The 14,443-nt window shown below is 59.6% G+C and carries 13 protein-coding genes, 1 pseudogene and 1 riboswitch; of the genes and pseudogenes, 3 read left to right on the top strand and 11 right to left on the bottom strand.

Annotation, left to right across the window (positions count from 1 at the left end; all coding sequences use genetic code 11):
- The 6 genes and pseudogenes from tdh to AC0L2Z_RS28395 form a co-directional block, all read right to left on the bottom strand.
- Positions 1–155, bottom strand: a pseudogene (gene tdh, locus AC0L2Z_RS28420) (L-threonine 3-dehydrogenase); the annotation flags it as partial.
- A 668-nt stretch (positions 156–823) separates the two neighbouring features.
- Positions 824–3,169, bottom strand: a complete 2,346-nt coding sequence (gene metE / locus AC0L2Z_RS28415; RefSeq protein ID WP_473629909.1) for a 5-methyltetrahydropteroyltriglutamate--homocysteine S-methyltransferase — start codon at positions 3,167–3,169, stop codon at positions 824–826.
- A 115-nt stretch (positions 3,170–3,284) separates the two neighbouring features.
- Positions 3,285–3,483: riboswitch (cobalamin riboswitch) on the bottom strand.
- A 395-nt stretch (positions 3,484–3,878) separates the two neighbouring features.
- Positions 3,879–4,871, bottom strand: a complete 993-nt coding sequence (locus AC0L2Z_RS28410) for an adenosine kinase (protein WP_473629905.1) — start codon at positions 4,869–4,871, stop codon at positions 3,879–3,881.
- 109 nt (positions 4,872–4,980) lie between these two features.
- The gene (gene metK, locus AC0L2Z_RS28405; RefSeq protein WP_473629904.1) at positions 4,981–6,156 is read right to left on the bottom strand and encodes a methionine adenosyltransferase; all 1,176 of its coding nucleotides are present in this window, start codon (positions 6,154–6,156) and stop codon (positions 4,981–4,983) included.
- Between the two features lie 54 nt (positions 6,157–6,210).
- The gene (locus tag AC0L2Z_RS28400) at positions 6,211–7,548 is read right to left on the bottom strand and encodes a serine hydroxymethyltransferase (RefSeq protein WP_473629908.1); all 1,338 of its coding nucleotides are present in this window, start codon (positions 7,546–7,548) and stop codon (positions 6,211–6,213) included.
- Between the two features lie 30 nt (positions 7,549–7,578).
- Entirely contained in the window at positions 7,579–7,929 is a 351-nt protein-coding gene (locus tag AC0L2Z_RS28395) for an ArsR/SmtB family transcription factor (RefSeq protein ID WP_473488981.1), read from the bottom strand.
- A 283-nt stretch (positions 7,930–8,212) separates the two neighbouring features.
- On the opposite strand from AC0L2Z_RS28395, the gene AC0L2Z_RS28390 reads away from it, so the two are divergent.
- From AC0L2Z_RS28390 to AC0L2Z_RS28380, 3 genes are all read left to right on the top strand, one after another.
- On the top strand, positions 8,213–8,416 hold the full coding sequence (locus AC0L2Z_RS28390) for a hypothetical protein (RefSeq protein ID WP_473629903.1): 204 nt from the start codon (positions 8,213–8,215) through the stop codon (positions 8,414–8,416).
- Between the two features lie 77 nt (positions 8,417–8,493).
- Positions 8,494–9,111 (top strand): type IV toxin-antitoxin system AbiEi family antitoxin domain-containing protein, encoded by a 618-nt coding sequence (locus AC0L2Z_RS28385; RefSeq protein ID WP_473518269.1) that lies wholly within the window; start codon positions 8,494–8,496, stop codon positions 9,109–9,111.
- Positions 9,104–9,973 (top strand): nucleotidyl transferase AbiEii/AbiGii toxin family protein, encoded by an 870-nt coding sequence (locus tag AC0L2Z_RS28380; protein WP_473629902.1) that lies wholly within the window; start codon positions 9,104–9,106, stop codon positions 9,971–9,973. Before AC0L2Z_RS28385 ends, AC0L2Z_RS28380 begins: the two co-directional genes overlap by 8 nt.
- Positions 9,974–10,338: 365 nt before the next feature.
- Here the strand turns inward: AC0L2Z_RS28380 and AC0L2Z_RS28375 are convergent, their stop codons facing one another.
- From AC0L2Z_RS28375 to AC0L2Z_RS28355, 5 genes are all read right to left on the bottom strand, one after another.
- A complete protein-coding gene (locus AC0L2Z_RS28375) occupies positions 10,339–11,148 on the bottom strand; it encodes a restriction endonuclease (protein ID WP_473629901.1) in 810 nt (269 codons plus the stop codon).
- A 132-nt stretch (positions 11,149–11,280) separates the two neighbouring features.
- Complete coding sequence (locus tag AC0L2Z_RS28370; protein WP_473629900.1) at positions 11,281–12,546, bottom strand: three-Cys-motif partner protein TcmP; 1,266 nt, start codon at positions 12,544–12,546, stop codon at positions 11,281–11,283.
- A gap of 27 nt (positions 12,547–12,573) precedes the next feature.
- Positions 12,574–13,362 carry a DUF5131 family protein gene (locus AC0L2Z_RS28365; RefSeq protein WP_473629899.1) on the bottom strand — a complete coding sequence of 263 codons (789 nt, stop codon included), beginning with the start codon at positions 13,360–13,362 and terminating at the stop codon, positions 12,574–12,576.
- Between the two features lie 36 nt (positions 13,363–13,398).
- On the bottom strand, positions 13,399–13,830 hold the full coding sequence (locus AC0L2Z_RS28360) for a PIN domain-containing protein (RefSeq protein ID WP_473629898.1): 432 nt from the start codon (positions 13,828–13,830) through the stop codon (positions 13,399–13,401).
- Complete coding sequence (locus AC0L2Z_RS28355; protein ID WP_473586336.1) at positions 13,827–14,126, bottom strand: hypothetical protein; 300 nt, start codon at positions 14,124–14,126, stop codon at positions 13,827–13,829. The genes AC0L2Z_RS28360 and AC0L2Z_RS28355 overlap by 4 nt, the downstream gene beginning before the upstream one ends.
- Between the last annotated feature and the right edge of the window lie 317 nt (positions 14,127–14,443).

Genomic DNA, 14,443 nt, shown 5'->3' with positions numbered 1-14,443 from the left:
TCCCAATTGTAGATGTGGACGTCGGTACCGCAGATCGCGGTCTTCTTGATCTTGATCAGAACGTCGTTCGGGCCGATCTCCGGCACCGGCACCTCTTCCATCCAGATGCCCGGTTCGGCCTTGGCCTTCACCAACGCCTTCATCATGTTCGACATCAAGTGCTCCTTACACCTTGGTTGATTCCGCTCCTCGCCGCTCCTCCGGTAGCCTGCACAACGAAAAAGGTACGCTCGGAGAGCGCACCTGAGATCCTTGGACCGATCGTAATGTTGGCGGCTGCCTTTGTGTCGAAGCAACATTCCACCGCGGTCCATGCCCTTGGAAAAACTCTGTTTTCAGCGAACCTCAGCAGAAGCGGAGCAAACCCCATGCCAGATGCAGCCAAGTTTCAATTCAAGCGATGAGTAATGGTCGCAGCTTGCGGCTGGGCGGTATGGCTATTTTGTCGATTGTCCGCCACATGCGACGCATTCCCTCGATACCGATGCTCTCGATGGTCGATCTCGCCGCCGATATCTCGATGATGCCGGTGCTCAGGCGAGACCGCCAGCTTTGGCCCCTCGTGTCTGTTGACCGCTGGCGTTATGAGAGGCTGAAGCTCACGGACAAAAGCCGCCTTCCTCCATTTCGTGGTCGAAGTCATCCGTCCTTCGGACCAGAAGCGCTTCCCGGATCCTGCCCGCCGCTGGGCCGTCGAGCGGACCTTCGGCTGGACGACAAGGGTGGGGACTCGCGCGCGTCGACCGACCTGTGCGCGGCTTTTCGATGTCGTCCTTTCTGCTTTGAAATTGTCTGCGAAGCCCGCTGGTCACATGTTTGCCGGTCACAGTGGCCCAGCGACCTGCGCCCGCTCTTTCTCCCGCAGCGCGCATGCGGCAGCGACCATGTTCATGAGGGCAGGCCGGACCTCCTCCCATTTCCTTGTTTTGAGGCCACAATCCGGATTCACCCACAGTTGGCCGTCCAACAGTCGCGCGCGGGCAAGTTGGGCGAGATGTAAAATCTCGCCGACTTCCGGGACACGTGGTGAGTGAATGTCGTAGACGCCAGGACCGATGTCATTCGGATATTTGGACTTCGTGAAGGCGTCTAACAGTTCCATTTTGGAGCGCGACGTCTCAATCGAAATTACGTCCGCGTCCAGTTCAGCGATCGAGTCAATGATCTCATTGAACTCCGAATAGCACATGTGGGTGTGAATTTGGGTCGCGTCCTCTACACCCGTCGAGGCGAGCCGGAAGCATTCGACAGCCCAGCCCAGATAATGTTTCCAGTCGGACTTCCGCAGGGGCAAGCCTTCGCGAAACGCGGCCTCATCGATCTGGATCACCCTTGCGCCAGCTTTTTCGAGGTCGGCCACTTCATCGCGGATGGCGAGTGCGATCTGGCGGCAGACCTCGGCGCGGGGTACGTCGTCGCGCACAAAAGACCAGTTAAGAATCGTCACTGGGCCAGTGAGCATGCCCTTCACCGGCTTTTTCGTCAGCGATTGGGCAAATTGCCACCAGAAGACCGTCATCGGATTGGGCCGCGATACGTCGCCGAAGATGATGGGAGGGCGCACGAGCCGCGAGCCGTAACTTTGCACCCAGCCATGCTGGGTGAAGGCGAGGCCGGACAACTGCTCGCCGAAATGCTGCACCATATCGTTGCGTTCGAACTCGCCATGTACCAGCACGTCCAGCCCGATCTCCTCCTGCCAAAGGACCGCCGCCTCGGTCTCCTTCTTCAGAAAGGCCTGGTAGTCGATATAGCTCAGCCGGCCCTTCGCATGAGCGGAGCGTGCCCTGCGCACCTCGGGCGTCTGCGGGAAGGACCCGATGGTCGTCGTCGGGAACGGCGGCAGGCCGAGCGCGTCAGCCTGGACTTTGGAGCGCTTGGCAAATGCGCTCTTTCGTTGCTTCATCACGCCGTCAATGCTGCTAACACGCCCGCGGACGAGCGGATCATGGACTTTTGTCAACATTGCGCGCGCGGCGGCCGCCTCTTCATAAGCCTTCAGCGCGCCTGCTACACCCTCCCTGCCTTCGGACAAGGCTTGGGCCAGCACGAGCAGCTCTTCAGTCTTCTGGGCGGCGAATGCCAGCCACGAACGAACGTCTACATCGAGCGCGGTCTCCATCCGCAGGTCCATCGGCACATGAAGCATCGAGCAGGAAGGCGCAATTTCGACGCGGTCCAGCGGCCAGCCGGCAATGACCGGCTTGATGCGGTCGAGAATTGCAGACAGGTTCGCGCGCCAGACATTGCGGCCGTCGATCAGGCCAAGTGACAGCACCAGATCCTTCGGTGCAAGCCGACCAACCGTCTCCAACTGCTCGGGAGCGCGCACGAGGTCGAGATGCAGGCCCGCCAGGCCCAGCGAAAGCGCGGTCGCCAGATTGTTTCCCAGCGGCCCGAAATAGGCAGCCAGCATAATTTTCAACTTGGGCGCGGCTTTCGACAGCTGCCCGTAGGTGAATTCGAAGGCAGCTCGTTCGTTCGGGCTAAGGTCGAGCACAAGCGCCGGCTCATCAATCTGAACCCAGTCGGCCCCCGAGAGCTCCAGCCTCTGCAGGAGTTGCTCGTAGACGGGCAGTAGGCGCGGCAGGAGCGCTATGGGATTGAAGCCCTGGTCGGGAGACTTCGCCAGCTTCAGGAAGGTCACCGGTCCAAGGATGACCGGGCGTGTATGGGTGCCGAGCTCTTTTGCCTCCAGAAAGTGATCGACTGGTTTCGTCGACGAGAGGGCGAAGGTCTGATCGTCGCCCAGCTCCGGCACGATGTAGTGGTAGTTGGTGTCGAACCATTTGGTCATTTCCATCGCGGTTACGCGCTGCCCCTGAACTGCATGCCCGTGACCGGCCCGTCCGCAACCCGCGCTATCGCCTTGCGTCCCGCGCGCCATCGCGAAGTAGATGTCGAGCGGGACCTCGCCGCCCGTCCAGCCGTAACGAGCTGGCACGGCGCCGACCATTGCTGCGGTGTCGAGCACATGGTCATACAGTGAGAAATCGTTCGACGGGATTTTCGACACGCCGCGGTCGCGCTGCTCGCTCCAGCTGGCGGCACGCAGTGCCTTCGCCGTCGCCAGAAGGTTGGCAGCAGAAGATTTTCCGGACCAGTAGCTTTCGAGCGCGAATTTCAGTTCTCGCCGGCGACCGATACGCGGCACGCCAAGCGTTGCTATGGGAACTTGCTGGGAGACATTCATTCCATACCCCGATGGTTGGGGCGGGGCCAAGGAAGGCGTTAGCAGGCCGGCATCAACGCCGAGCTGCCGCGGCCACCAGACACCCCGCCCGTGGACGTTGTTCGCCGTGGCAGGTCTCCTGGCTCGCGGGTCACAGCCTCTGCCCCGTCTTCCCGGGGCAGTTCGCCCCAGTGACATTGGTGGGTTGGCTCGCCGCTTACGTTGCGGGGGCAGCGCCGGCATTGCACCGGCTTCCCTCTTAGCTCCGCTACGGCAACACCTTGCGGAGAACCACGACCCGCAGACGATCGCAGCCGCTCGCATTGCTGTCAATGCCGTATAAAGAAATGTTTATGTGCTTATGTGAATTGTTCGCCTGCGGCGTGTTTGCAAGTCTCATGTCGCCGTCGAGCTGAGCCCTTCTGCGCGACTCTCCGCTGTGTGCAGACTGTGGCTCGCCCCTCGGGCAATCTGCCTTTTGTACGATCCCGTCTCAAAACGACTTCGTCAAAAATGGCTCGTGTTGGCCATTCATGATCGGGCGGCAGTACTGGCCCGAAGTGCGACAACGTTCCTAAGCCTGCAAAATTGAAATTTGGAGAAAAACCGCCATCCTTCACGCAGGCACGCGACATTTCGATTTACACGCGCTTGTCTGGACAGCCTGCACAACGGGAAGGTGGGCAGCACTTCGCGGAAATGCCCCCTACAGCAACCCCGCCTGCTCAGCCTCTCGTCGCAGATTCTGCCGTGGCCTGGGGCCGATCTGCTGGATCACCAATCCGGCCGCCAGTGAGCCAAGGTCGCCGCAGGTCTGCAGGTCGCGGCCTTGCGTGTATCCATGCAGGAAGCCGGCGGCATAGAGATCGCCGGCACCCGTGGTGTCGACCAGTTCCTTGATGGCGGTCGCCTTGATGACCACGGTCTCGTCCCCGCGCACGATCACCGAACCTTTTTCCGAGCGGGTCACGGCGGCGATACGGCAATCCTTGCGGATCTGCGCCAGCGCCTCGTCAAACGACGATGTCTGGTAGAGTGACTTGATCTCGTGGCTGTTGGCAAAGACGATATCGACCGTGCCCGAACGCATCAGTTCGAGGAACTCGTCTCGGTAGCGATCGACGCAAAACGAATCCGACAGGGTCATCGACACTTCGCGGCCTGCCGCGTGCGCCAGCATCGCCGTCTGGCGGATTGCTTCCTTGGCGCGCGGCGGATCCCACAGATAGCCTTCGAAATAGGTGACCTTGGCGCCAGAGGCCTTGTCGGCCTCGACATCCTCCGGCCCGAGCTCGACGCAGGCGCCGAGATAGGTGTTCATCGAGCGCTCGCCGTCAGGGGTGACGAAGATCATCGAGCGCGCCGTCGGCGGCTCGCCCTTGAGCGGCCTGGTGTCGAAGGCGACGCCCTGCGCGTGGATGTCGTGGGCGTAGATTTCGCCCAGCGCATCGTTGGAGACCTTGCCGAAGAAAGCGGCGCGGCCGCCGAAGCTGGCGACGCCGGCCGCCGTGTTGCCGGCACTGCCGCCGGACGCCTCGATCGCCGGACCCATGCGGCTGTAGAGCAGCTCGGCGCGCCTTGTGTCGATGAGGTTCATCGCGCCCTTGATGATGCCGTTGGTCTCGAGGAATGCCTCGTCGCACTGCGCGATGATGTCGACGATGGCATTACCGATACAAAGCACGTCATATTTCGACATCAGTGTCTCCGCCAAAAAGCCGAGCCGGCTTCTCGCCACGCCGGGGCCGGCGTGTTTTTGGCGAGTGTGGAATGGGTCGCCCTATGCCGACGCATCCAATACCCGCGCATCACGCAGCTGCCGGTCCTGCCTCACGCAACAGGTCGTCAGCTCTGTCCGTCTTTTCCCAGGTGAACTCCGGCTCTTCGCGGCCGAAGTGTCCGTATGTCGCGGTCTTGCGGTAAATCGGCCGTAAGAGATCAAGCGCCTTGATGATGCCTTTCGGCCGGAGATCGAAAAGCTCAAGGACGGCGCGCTCGATCCTTTTTTCATCAATCTTTGCGGTTCCGAATGTATTGACGAGGATAGAGACCGGCGCGGCCACACCGATCGCGTAAGCAAGCTGAACCTCGCACACCTCCGCCAGTCCGCTGGCAACGACGTTTTTTGCGACGTACCGCGCCGCATAGGCGGCCGACCGATCAACCTTGGACGGGTCCTTGCCCGAAAAGGCACCGCCGCCGTGACGCCCCATACCGCCGTAGGAATCGACGATGATCTTGCGTCCGGTGAGACCGCAATCGCCGCGCGGCCCACCGACCACGAACCGGCCTGTTGGATTGACCAGGAACCTTATCCCCGTCGTATCCAAGTCGTGGGGCAAGACCGGCCTTATGATCTCCTCAATGACGCCTTCGCGGACCGTGGCTTGTGAGACCTCCTCGTCATGCTGCGTCGACAGGACTATGGTATCAAGCGCTACCGGGCGCAAACCCTCATAACGGACGGATACCTGTGATTTAACGTCCGGGCGAAGCCAGCCAAGGCGTCCGGTTTGGCGCACCTCTGCCTGTTTTTTTGTCAACTCGTGAGCAAGTTGGATTGGCAACGGCATCAATGTTTCGGTCTCGTTGCACGCGTACCCGAACATGAGGCCCTGATCCCCCGCTCCATGCTCGAGATCTTGCCCTCGTCCCTCGTCGACGCCCTGGCTGATGTCAGGCGACTGCTCGGTCAAGGCCAAGATCACGGCGCAACGCCGGCCGTCAAAGCCGATCGCATCGTCGTCATATCCAATGTCCAAAATGATATCGCGGGCAACTTGGCTGTAGTCGATCTGCGCGTGGCTGGTGATCTCGCCAGCCAGAACGACCATCCCTGATTTCACCAACGCTTCACAAGCAACGCGAGCCTTGGGATCCTTGCGAAGGATCGCATCGAGCACGCCATCTGAGATATTGTCGGCCATCTTGTCGGGATGTCCAGCGCCGACGGATTCGGAAGAGAACACGAATTTTCTGGTCATGGGATTTCCTCGCTTCAAACGTTGGAAATAGATGTGACAGTTGATCAGGCCGTCTTACCTGTCGGAGATGCCCGGCACGTCGAACGCAGCGCAGAAGTCGGCAACGTCTCTGCGCACGCGGGCATGGACGTCCGAATCATCGGGCTGGCGGCAAACCAGGTCGATGAAAGCGGCAATCTGCAGCATTTCCGCCTCGCGCATGCCCACAGACGTCACTGCTGGCGTGCCTAACCGAATGCCGCTGGTGAGCGCGGGATGGCGCCGGTCCCCCGGCACCATGTTGAAATTCGTAATGATACCTGCTTGCGACAGACGCTCGGCATAGGCTTTCCCAGACAGCGGCCGGTCCCGAAGATCAAGGATCAGCATGTGATTGTCAGTGCCCCCCGTGACGAGTTCATAACCTCGCTCCAGAAGGGCCTGGGCCAGAGCCTTGGCGTTGTTGACGATCTGCTGACCGTACACACGGAAGGATGCATTCCCTGCTTCGTGCAGAGCGACAGCTAGCGCGGCAATCGTATTCATGTGCGGTCCGCCCTGGAGGAGAGGGAACACGGCACGGTCTATGCGTTTGGCCAGATTGTGTTTGCTCTTGGAATGGTAGAGCGCCTGATAGCGGTCTTCATTCCTTGACAAGATGAAGCCACCGCGGGGGCCGCGGATCGATTTGTGAGAGGTGCTGGTGACAACATCGCAATGGCCAACGGGATTCGGATGCGCTCCTGCGACAATGAGGCCGCTGATGTGGGCGATGTCGGCTACCAGATAGGAGTTCACCTCCGAAGCAATGTCGGCCATTGCCTCATAGTCAAAGATGCGCGGATAAGCAGTTCCGCCGACCCAAATGAGCTTCGGTCGTTCGCGTTTGGCCGTCTCGCGCAAGCGGTCATGGTCAATCTGCTGCGTCTTTTCGTGCAGCCCGTACGGAACTCGCTGATAGTCAGTGCCAGAGAAGTTGACGGCCCAACCGTGCGTCAGATGCCCGCCGCCGGGGAGGGTCAAGCCCATCATCTTGTCTCCCGGACACAACAGCGCTCGACAGACAGCCTGATTGGCCGGCGAGCCGGAATAAGGCTGCACGTTGGCGTGTTCACAGCCGAATAGCGCCTTCAATCGCTCGATGGCGAGGTTCTCAAGCTCATCGACAATCTCGTTTCCGGCGTAGTAGCGCGCGCCGGGATATCCCTCGGCATACTTGTTGGTGAAAATAGACCCGGTCGCTTCCAGCACCGCCGAGGACGCGAAGTTCTCGGAGGCGATAAGTTTGAGGGTCGTCCGCTCCTGGCGCTCCTGTCTTAAAAGCAGCTCGTGAACGCGAGAATCTGCGACAGCCAGGTGAGGCCACTCGCAAGTGTCAAGCTCCGCGATGGCGCCGCCAGTCGAATTGTCCATATCAGCTTCGCGCTCCATTGGGACTAAGTTTCAGGACAAGCAGGCGGCCACCTTGGACCGCGCGCCCTGTATCGCCTCCAGGCGCTGTAGGTCTTGTCTGTGATGGCCATCGCCGTGGGGCAGGAGATCAACCAACAATTGAACCAAGCCGCCGTCCGAGCCTCCTGCTTCGAGGTGGTACGAAGGCCAGGGGCGCTGTTCGTTGCCGAGAAGAAAGCCGGCTCTGGCGAGCTGGCGCACGTGTGCGACCACGTGCTCGCGAGACAGACTCAGAACTTCTGCCAGCTCGCAGACGGTCAGGTCCGCATGCGCACAAAGTCCCAGGATTCGAAGTCGATCAAGATGAGCCGCGGCCTTTAGGCGCATGACCAGTGTCATCATCGGCCGGCACTCCTTGTCTTGACTTCCTCCATTTGGCGTCCTTCCACTAATTTCAGAGGCAATCTTGCCGTCCGACGAGGTCAATACGCCCGACCGCATCGCAGATCGTTTCCGATACGTCACGGTCTCGACCCGCAGCCCAAATGATAGGCTCAACGTACATATTCTCAGCGGTTTAGAGTGCTAAAAGTCCGCGATTTTCTTTGAAGGATCTGTTGCGACACGTGCATACCGGATGCGCCCCAGCACAACGGCGGCTGCGCGGTAAGGCCGGCTTGCGAAGATGCGGCGTACGGCCGAGGCCTTCATGCGCCGGTCGCCGCGCGATGGGACGCTCAGCATCGACGGGGATGAAATCCATCTTGTCCATGGCTCCGATCTCTATCCCGATGGACCACATCCCAAGAAAACCGATATCCTGCTCGAAGGCGCCGCCGTCCACGGCGAGCTCAAAGTATGGCTGCGGCGCAAGGCTCAATGCGGCTGACGATTGGCTTCCATTGATTCTCAACAAGTGATACAAATCCTCGGACTGTAACCCCTTAGTTCCGAGATTTCGTATCAATGCCAGAGCCCGCTCCCCAGCGCCAAATCGCCCACGCACTTCTGACAGTGCGCGGAATCGCGCGTCTCGCGGAGCTGCGCAACGCCGGCGTAACAGCGGCCACGATGAGTCGCATGGAACGGGATGGGGAGGTGCTCCGGCTCGCACGCGGCCTCTACCAGCTCTCCGACGCGCCGCTCGACGCTAATCATAGCCTAGCCGAGGCTGCCAAGCGCGTACCCAAAGGCGTTGTCTGCCTTGTGTCAGCCCTGGCATTCCACCAGCTGACGGATCAGCTTCCGAGACAGGTATGGCTGGCCATCGGCCAGAAGGACTGGGCTCCCAAACCCAACGGCACACCCATTCGCATCGTGCGTTTTACCGAAAGTCTGCTCAACGACAGCGTCGAAACTCATGTTGTCGAGGGCGTGACCGTAAAAGTCTTTGGGGTTGTCAAAACAATCGCGGACTGTTTTCGATATCGCAACAAGATCGGCCTGTCGGTAGCGATCGAGGGCCTCCAGGAAGCGCTTCGCCAGCGCAAGGCCACGCCCGGCGAAATTGCCAGGCAGGCTGAGCGTGGCGGTGTCGCCACGGTCATCCGGCCGTATATCGAGGCGCTGACGGCCAATGGCTAAAGAGATCAAGAACATCGGCGCCTCAGTGCGCACACGTCTGCTGCAACTCGCCAAGGTAAGTGGCCAGACCCTCGATCTGGTTCTGACCCGCTTCGCCCTCGAGCGGCTGCTTTTCCGGCTTAGCCAGTCACCCCACGCCGACCGCTTCGTGCTGAAGGGCGCGATGCTGATGATGAGCTGGTTCGATGATCCGCACCGCGGCACCCGCGACCTTGACCTGCTGGGTTTTGGCGATCCGAGCGCGGAGCCGATGCTGGCGACGTTTCGGGAGGTCCTGGCGCAGGACGCTGGCGATGGCGTCGAGTTCGACGCTGACGCACTCCGGGTCGACCGCATTCGCGAGGAGCTGGAGTATGGTGGGCTCAGGCTGCGGACGACGGCCTCGATCAGCGGCGCCCGGGTCAGCCTGACGATCGACATCGGCTTTGGCGATGCGCTGGAGCCTGGTGCCGAAGAGCTGGACTATCCTTCCATGCTCGACTTTCCCATGCCCCGGCTGCGGGCTTATGCGCGGGAAACCGTCATTGCCGAGAAATTTCAGGCGATGGTGGCGCTGGGGCGGGCGAATAGCAGGATGAAGGACTTCTACGACATCTGGATTCTTAGCCGGTCCTTCACCTTCGACGACGACAGGTTGCCACGAGCGATCGCCGCCACCTTCGCGCGGCGCGGAACGGGGATACCTCAAGACCTGCCCGATGCGCTGACGTCGGCCTTTGCCGAGGATGCGCAAAAGCAGCGACAGTGGCGCGCGTTTGTTGGAGAAGTCGCTCACGATCCGGGCGATCTTGGGAACGTCATTAGAGATGTAGCTGCATTCCTTATGCCCCAGGCAGCCTCAGCAGCGAGCTTGGGCCAATGAGCAGCTTGATTTCCACTGTCGGATTGTGGGGAGCGGACAAGGCGGTCGCGCTGAGTGGATATACGCCCCATCAGCACGTCCCAAGTCCGATCGAGCTCACTTCTCTGCTCCAGAGCGCGTATCGGGTCCAACGTTCAGGCCAGTATCGCTCGCGGCGGCCGTAGCGAGAGCCGCTACGACCCGAGACGATGGGCCGGTCGCAAATGAACCGGTCGAACTGTCTGGGCGATACTCATTGAGATCCCTCCCTGGGATGCACGCCCCTGGCCAGGATTCTCACAGCAGATTGTCCGATTGCTGCGCATTCGTAGGGCCGGGCGGGGGGCACAAACCGGTAGACGTTTTTCAAAATGCAATGTGTGTCGCTATTTCTCGGCTTCAGACCGATCGCCTCCCATTCGCAGATCGGCGGTGTCCTCGGAGTCTTTTGGGATCTGGAGGGAGATGCGCCAATCGTTCGTTTTTCGCCGGCGCGAGGCGAACTCGACGCGCTGGATCGCGGCCATCTCGTCGGATGCGTATTCGACCTTGTGCCCCTCATCGAGAGTGATCTGCTCGGCCTCTGTCCAAAGTGCGACGGTGAGGAGGACGTCACCCAGCACGCAGGGGCCGTTGGTGGTTGTGAGGGTGACTGAGCCAGGATAAGGAAAGCATGCCGTCCGGAACGCAGGCGGTTGCGCCTTATGAATGCCGTCAAACGGATCTGCGGCCCCTTGAATTTGGTGCCACAGATCGTTTAGAGACCAAGTTGTATCGGACTCAGTGTTGCGAAAGATCGGTGCGAGCGGGTCAGTATCCTCCGGTAAAATGAAATCGACGTCCTGGGGACTGGGAACTTTCCAATCGAGCGAACGAAATCTCCGGATGCCGACCTGTGCAATGGCACAGGCCCGATGCCAAAAGAGCACAAAGTCCAGTCGCAAGATCGAGTTCATTTCCGCAACCGTAATTTCCGAAAGTTTCCGCAGCGAAATGCCCTCATGAGACGCGACAATCTGAGCCTCTGGGGAAAAGCCAGATACACTGACGGCAATGGTTCGATCCGCGCCAATCGAAGACTTCTTTGTGGCTAGCTGCTCGATCCAAGTTACGTCCTGGATCTTTCGCCAGCGTCGACATTCGATTGTAACAAGCATTTCGGTGCTGCCGACCCGAGCACGAATGCTTGCATCCACTTCTCTCATCCGACCGGTGAGTTTGCAGCGAAGACGATCCGGCGATGACCAGGCCCTGAGGTCCGGCGTCGGCCTCAATCCGCGCGACTAGGCATTCGAACTCGCGCCATTCCGGGTCCCGACGCCGCGCGGTCATCCTTTGGCACCGCCCTTTGTCCCGGCGTTCAAGAACATTGGGAAGAAGCTGATCTGCTTCTTGATCTTGATCACGTCATCGACGCCAATTGTATTGGCCTTCCTCCGCTCACCTCCAGCGGGGGTTATGACCTCAAGGTCCGGATTCTCTATGATCGCCGCGTGCACATCGTCCGCATGTGCAGGTGTGATGTTGTAGATGCTCTCATAGAAGTCCATGACGGACATGGCGTCCCCGGATTCCGTGATCAGGCGTGGAATATCCCCGAGAAGCTGATTCTTCGCCGAAGCTCGACCGCTGATATCGAAGAGATAGAGCATGCCTTCATGATGCTTTGGATCATAGGACAGCATGTTAAGGCCAGACCGACCGAAATGTGCCTGTAAGCTGGCGTTGTCGTGGAGGACATTGTTGTAGACCTGCCTAGCCCGATAAGCATTGGCGAAGTGGATCAGCCAATACCGCCATCCTCCGGGGTTGTTGATCGAGAATGGGCTGACATAGGGTGCACACAACCGGAAAGCATCAAAGACGATTTTCTCGGCCGTGCCGAGCCAATCCTTCTGACTCATCAGGGCATCCAGCGCTTGGATGTCATTGCTCGTCAAGCCGAGATGATCCAGTTGGGCGCGAAGTCGCTCCGGCTGGTCCTTCTGAAGGAAGGCCAGCAGGGAGCTAATGACGAAGGTGTAGAAGATCTCAGCCGCGGGATAGGAGTGCATGATGTCGAGAATGGTGTTTCGCTCGACGTGACTATGCCCGCACTGATCGAGATTGAAGATGACGCTCCGATACCGGCCTTGCTCCAGTAGGCGCTTGATATTGGGATAGGCGACTTCGAAGAACTCGTTTAGATACTCGACGCGTAAATGCAATTTTGGGCAGGCTTGGTTTGCCTCCGCTTGCATGGGCGCGACGTGCGCCTTCAAAAGCTCCATGACTTCGCGGCTGGCGTCGTTGAATACGAGGAGGCATTCAACTTCGACAGCGCCAAGCCCTTGGACGGCGCGCTGCGTGTTCACCGCCTCGAGGGCTCGTTTCAGTTCCTCCATGAAAATCAACGGCGATCCAGGTGAGCCGCACTGGTAGCGCCCGCCGCCAGCGAAACCGTCGACGATAGCAAGGCGAAAGCGCTCCTGCTGAGGCAGCCTGCAGCGAACCGTCAGGTAGTCGAAGACATATTCGCGCAATATTTTATGCTTGCGGCGAGAGTGTTCCTCCAGCTTTGCTCCGTCAACCCATTCATATCGTTTTTCGACCACCTAAACTTCCCCCCGCCGGATGTTATTCTACATTGCTACCGCGTCCTGCGGGGTAGTCGGCATCTCGTCCCAAGTCTGGCCCCGATACTCACGCCCGTTGGCTTTCTTTGAACGCTTTTTATTGTCCTTGCCCCAGGTTCCCCACTGCTTGAAGAAGAAGGCGGTACCGGCCGTCAGGCATTGGCCGTAAATTTCATCGATCCATTCTTCCCTGATCGGTCGAGCGAATTTGCCGCTTTCACCGCCTACGATTGCCCAATGGATGTCACGGAGATCGACGGTGCCAACCGGTCCAATCAGAGGCTCAAAGGAGATGAAGCGAATGGTCGCGGGTGCCTGGCGGAGATAGTCGACTCGGCTCACGACGTCCGCGTTTTCAATGCTCGTGCCCAGCCAGACATTGGGCAGGATGTCGCCCATCGCCGAGGCGACAAGGGCTGCCATTCGCTCGGGACGCTTAGTAAGAATTTGATAGTTGTGGCGCGGGGTCTCGCGCATGACCTTCCAGACCTTGAGGATGAACTCGTCGCTGACACCCTCGTGAAAGAGGTCGCTCATCGAATTTACAAAGATTTTTCGCGGTTTCTTCCATCCGTAGGGAATGGCCAGCGCCTCGCGGTCTTCCCGCACCACGCCATTCCACACCGTGCGCTTTCCCGTTTTACGGGTAAGCCCCGCATATTTCGCGACGTCCATGGCCTCAAGGCGTTTGGCCATCTCCATTGCATAACAATGGGTGCAGCCTGCCGTAACGATCGAGCATCCTGCGACCGGGTTCCAAGTGGAGTCTGTCCACTCTATCTGAGTTTCAGCCATCTTGCCCTCCCGAGCATTCCTTGACCCGCCGCCGCATCAGACCGCTCCGCGTATCGGATTGACGACCTCGAGCCCGGCAAAGTCTTTTTCGTTATCCGTTACCAGCACGCACTCGTTCGCTCCGGCGACAGCGGCGATGATCATATCGAGCCCGCTGCGCGGCTTGCCGGCCGCTTTTCCTCCTGCCATCAGCCGCGCCCAAATCAGCCCGGCCTTGTCGTCGAACGAGAGGATGCGGCCTGCAAACAGCGCCTGCGGCCCCTCAGGCCCAGAGAACCACTTGTCGAGTGCGTCGCGTTTCTTGCCACGAGGTTTCTCCAGAACCCCGCGAAGGATTTCTGCAACGGTCAGCGAGGCGATGAACAAGTCCTCGTCACGCTGTCTCGACATCCATGCCAGAAGCGATTCCGACGGCTGCGATTTGACCACATTGCTGATGATGTTGGTATCGAGGAGGTAGCGTGTCACAGGTCGATCTTGCGTCCCTCTTCACGGGGGCGGGAAAGATCGAGATCAGCGCCGACTAGTGGAGAACGACGCAAGGCGGCGAGGATTCCGCCGAGCTTGGGCGGCTCGCCAGCGATGGTCCGGCTGACAGCAGCGCGCAGGCTAGAGGCGTCCGGCCCATCTTCGGCCAGGCGGCGAGCCAAAGATCGAATAAGGTCGCGATCGGCATCGCGGCCAAGCACTTCGAAGCGCGCCAAGCCGCGCTCGCTGAGGCGAGATCGATAGTTTTGAATGGCGCGTTTTTGCGAGCTGCCCATAGTTGCCTCCGACATATTTCCAGTAATATAACCAGAACGCAGGGATTGATCAAGGCGCGGGCAGTCCGGGCGGTGCTCCCTTGCGGTTGGATGGCATCGGTCTAGGATGCATGGTTGTGCGACGGTATTTTTTGACGAGCGTCGAGCAGGCTGGCGGGCGGCCGCCAGGTGCAAAATCGTCCACCGGTCCCGATAGTTGACGAAACCTCAAACATATTTTTTCGGCGATTTTCCCTAAAATAGAAAGCGTAACTTTTTGACGCCTCAGGGTCGTGGCCAGAAAACATTTGGCAGTAACTTCAATGGGTTATATGTTG

It is taken from the genome of Mesorhizobium sp. WSM4850 (genome assembly GCF_055811735.1).
Note: the sequence above shows the minus strand (reverse complement) of the source record. Positions and strands in the feature narration are given on the sequence as shown.

Coding starts and splice junctions, on each gene's coding strand:
- AC0L2Z_RS28365 (WP_473629899.1), bottom strand. CDS start 13,362: ATGGCTGAAACTCAGATAGAGTGGACAGACTCCACTTGGAACCCGGTC.
- AC0L2Z_RS28385 (WP_473518269.1), top strand. CDS start 8,494: ATGCCAGAGCCCGCTCCCCAGCGCCAAATCGCCCACGCACTTCTGACA.
- AC0L2Z_RS28355 (WP_473586336.1), bottom strand. CDS start 14,126: ATGGGCAGCTCGCAAAAACGCGCCATTCAAAACTATCGATCTCGCCTC.
- AC0L2Z_RS28410 (WP_473629905.1), bottom strand. CDS start 4,871: ATGTCGAAATATGACGTGCTTTGTATCGGTAATGCCATCGTCGACATC.
- metK (WP_473629904.1), bottom strand. CDS start 6,156: ATGACCAGAAAATTCGTGTTCTCTTCCGAATCCGTCGGCGCTGGACAT.
- AC0L2Z_RS28400 (WP_473629908.1), bottom strand. CDS start 7,548: ATGGACAATTCGACTGGCGGCGCCATCGCGGAGCTTGACACTTGCGAG.
- AC0L2Z_RS28390 (WP_473629903.1), top strand. CDS start 8,213: ATGCGGCGTACGGCCGAGGCCTTCATGCGCCGGTCGCCGCGCGATGGG.
- AC0L2Z_RS28395 (WP_473488981.1), bottom strand. CDS start 7,929: ATGATGACACTGGTCATGCGCCTAAAGGCCGCGGCTCATCTTGATCGA.
- AC0L2Z_RS28380 (WP_473629902.1), top strand. CDS start 9,104: ATGGCTAAAGAGATCAAGAACATCGGCGCCTCAGTGCGCACACGTCTG.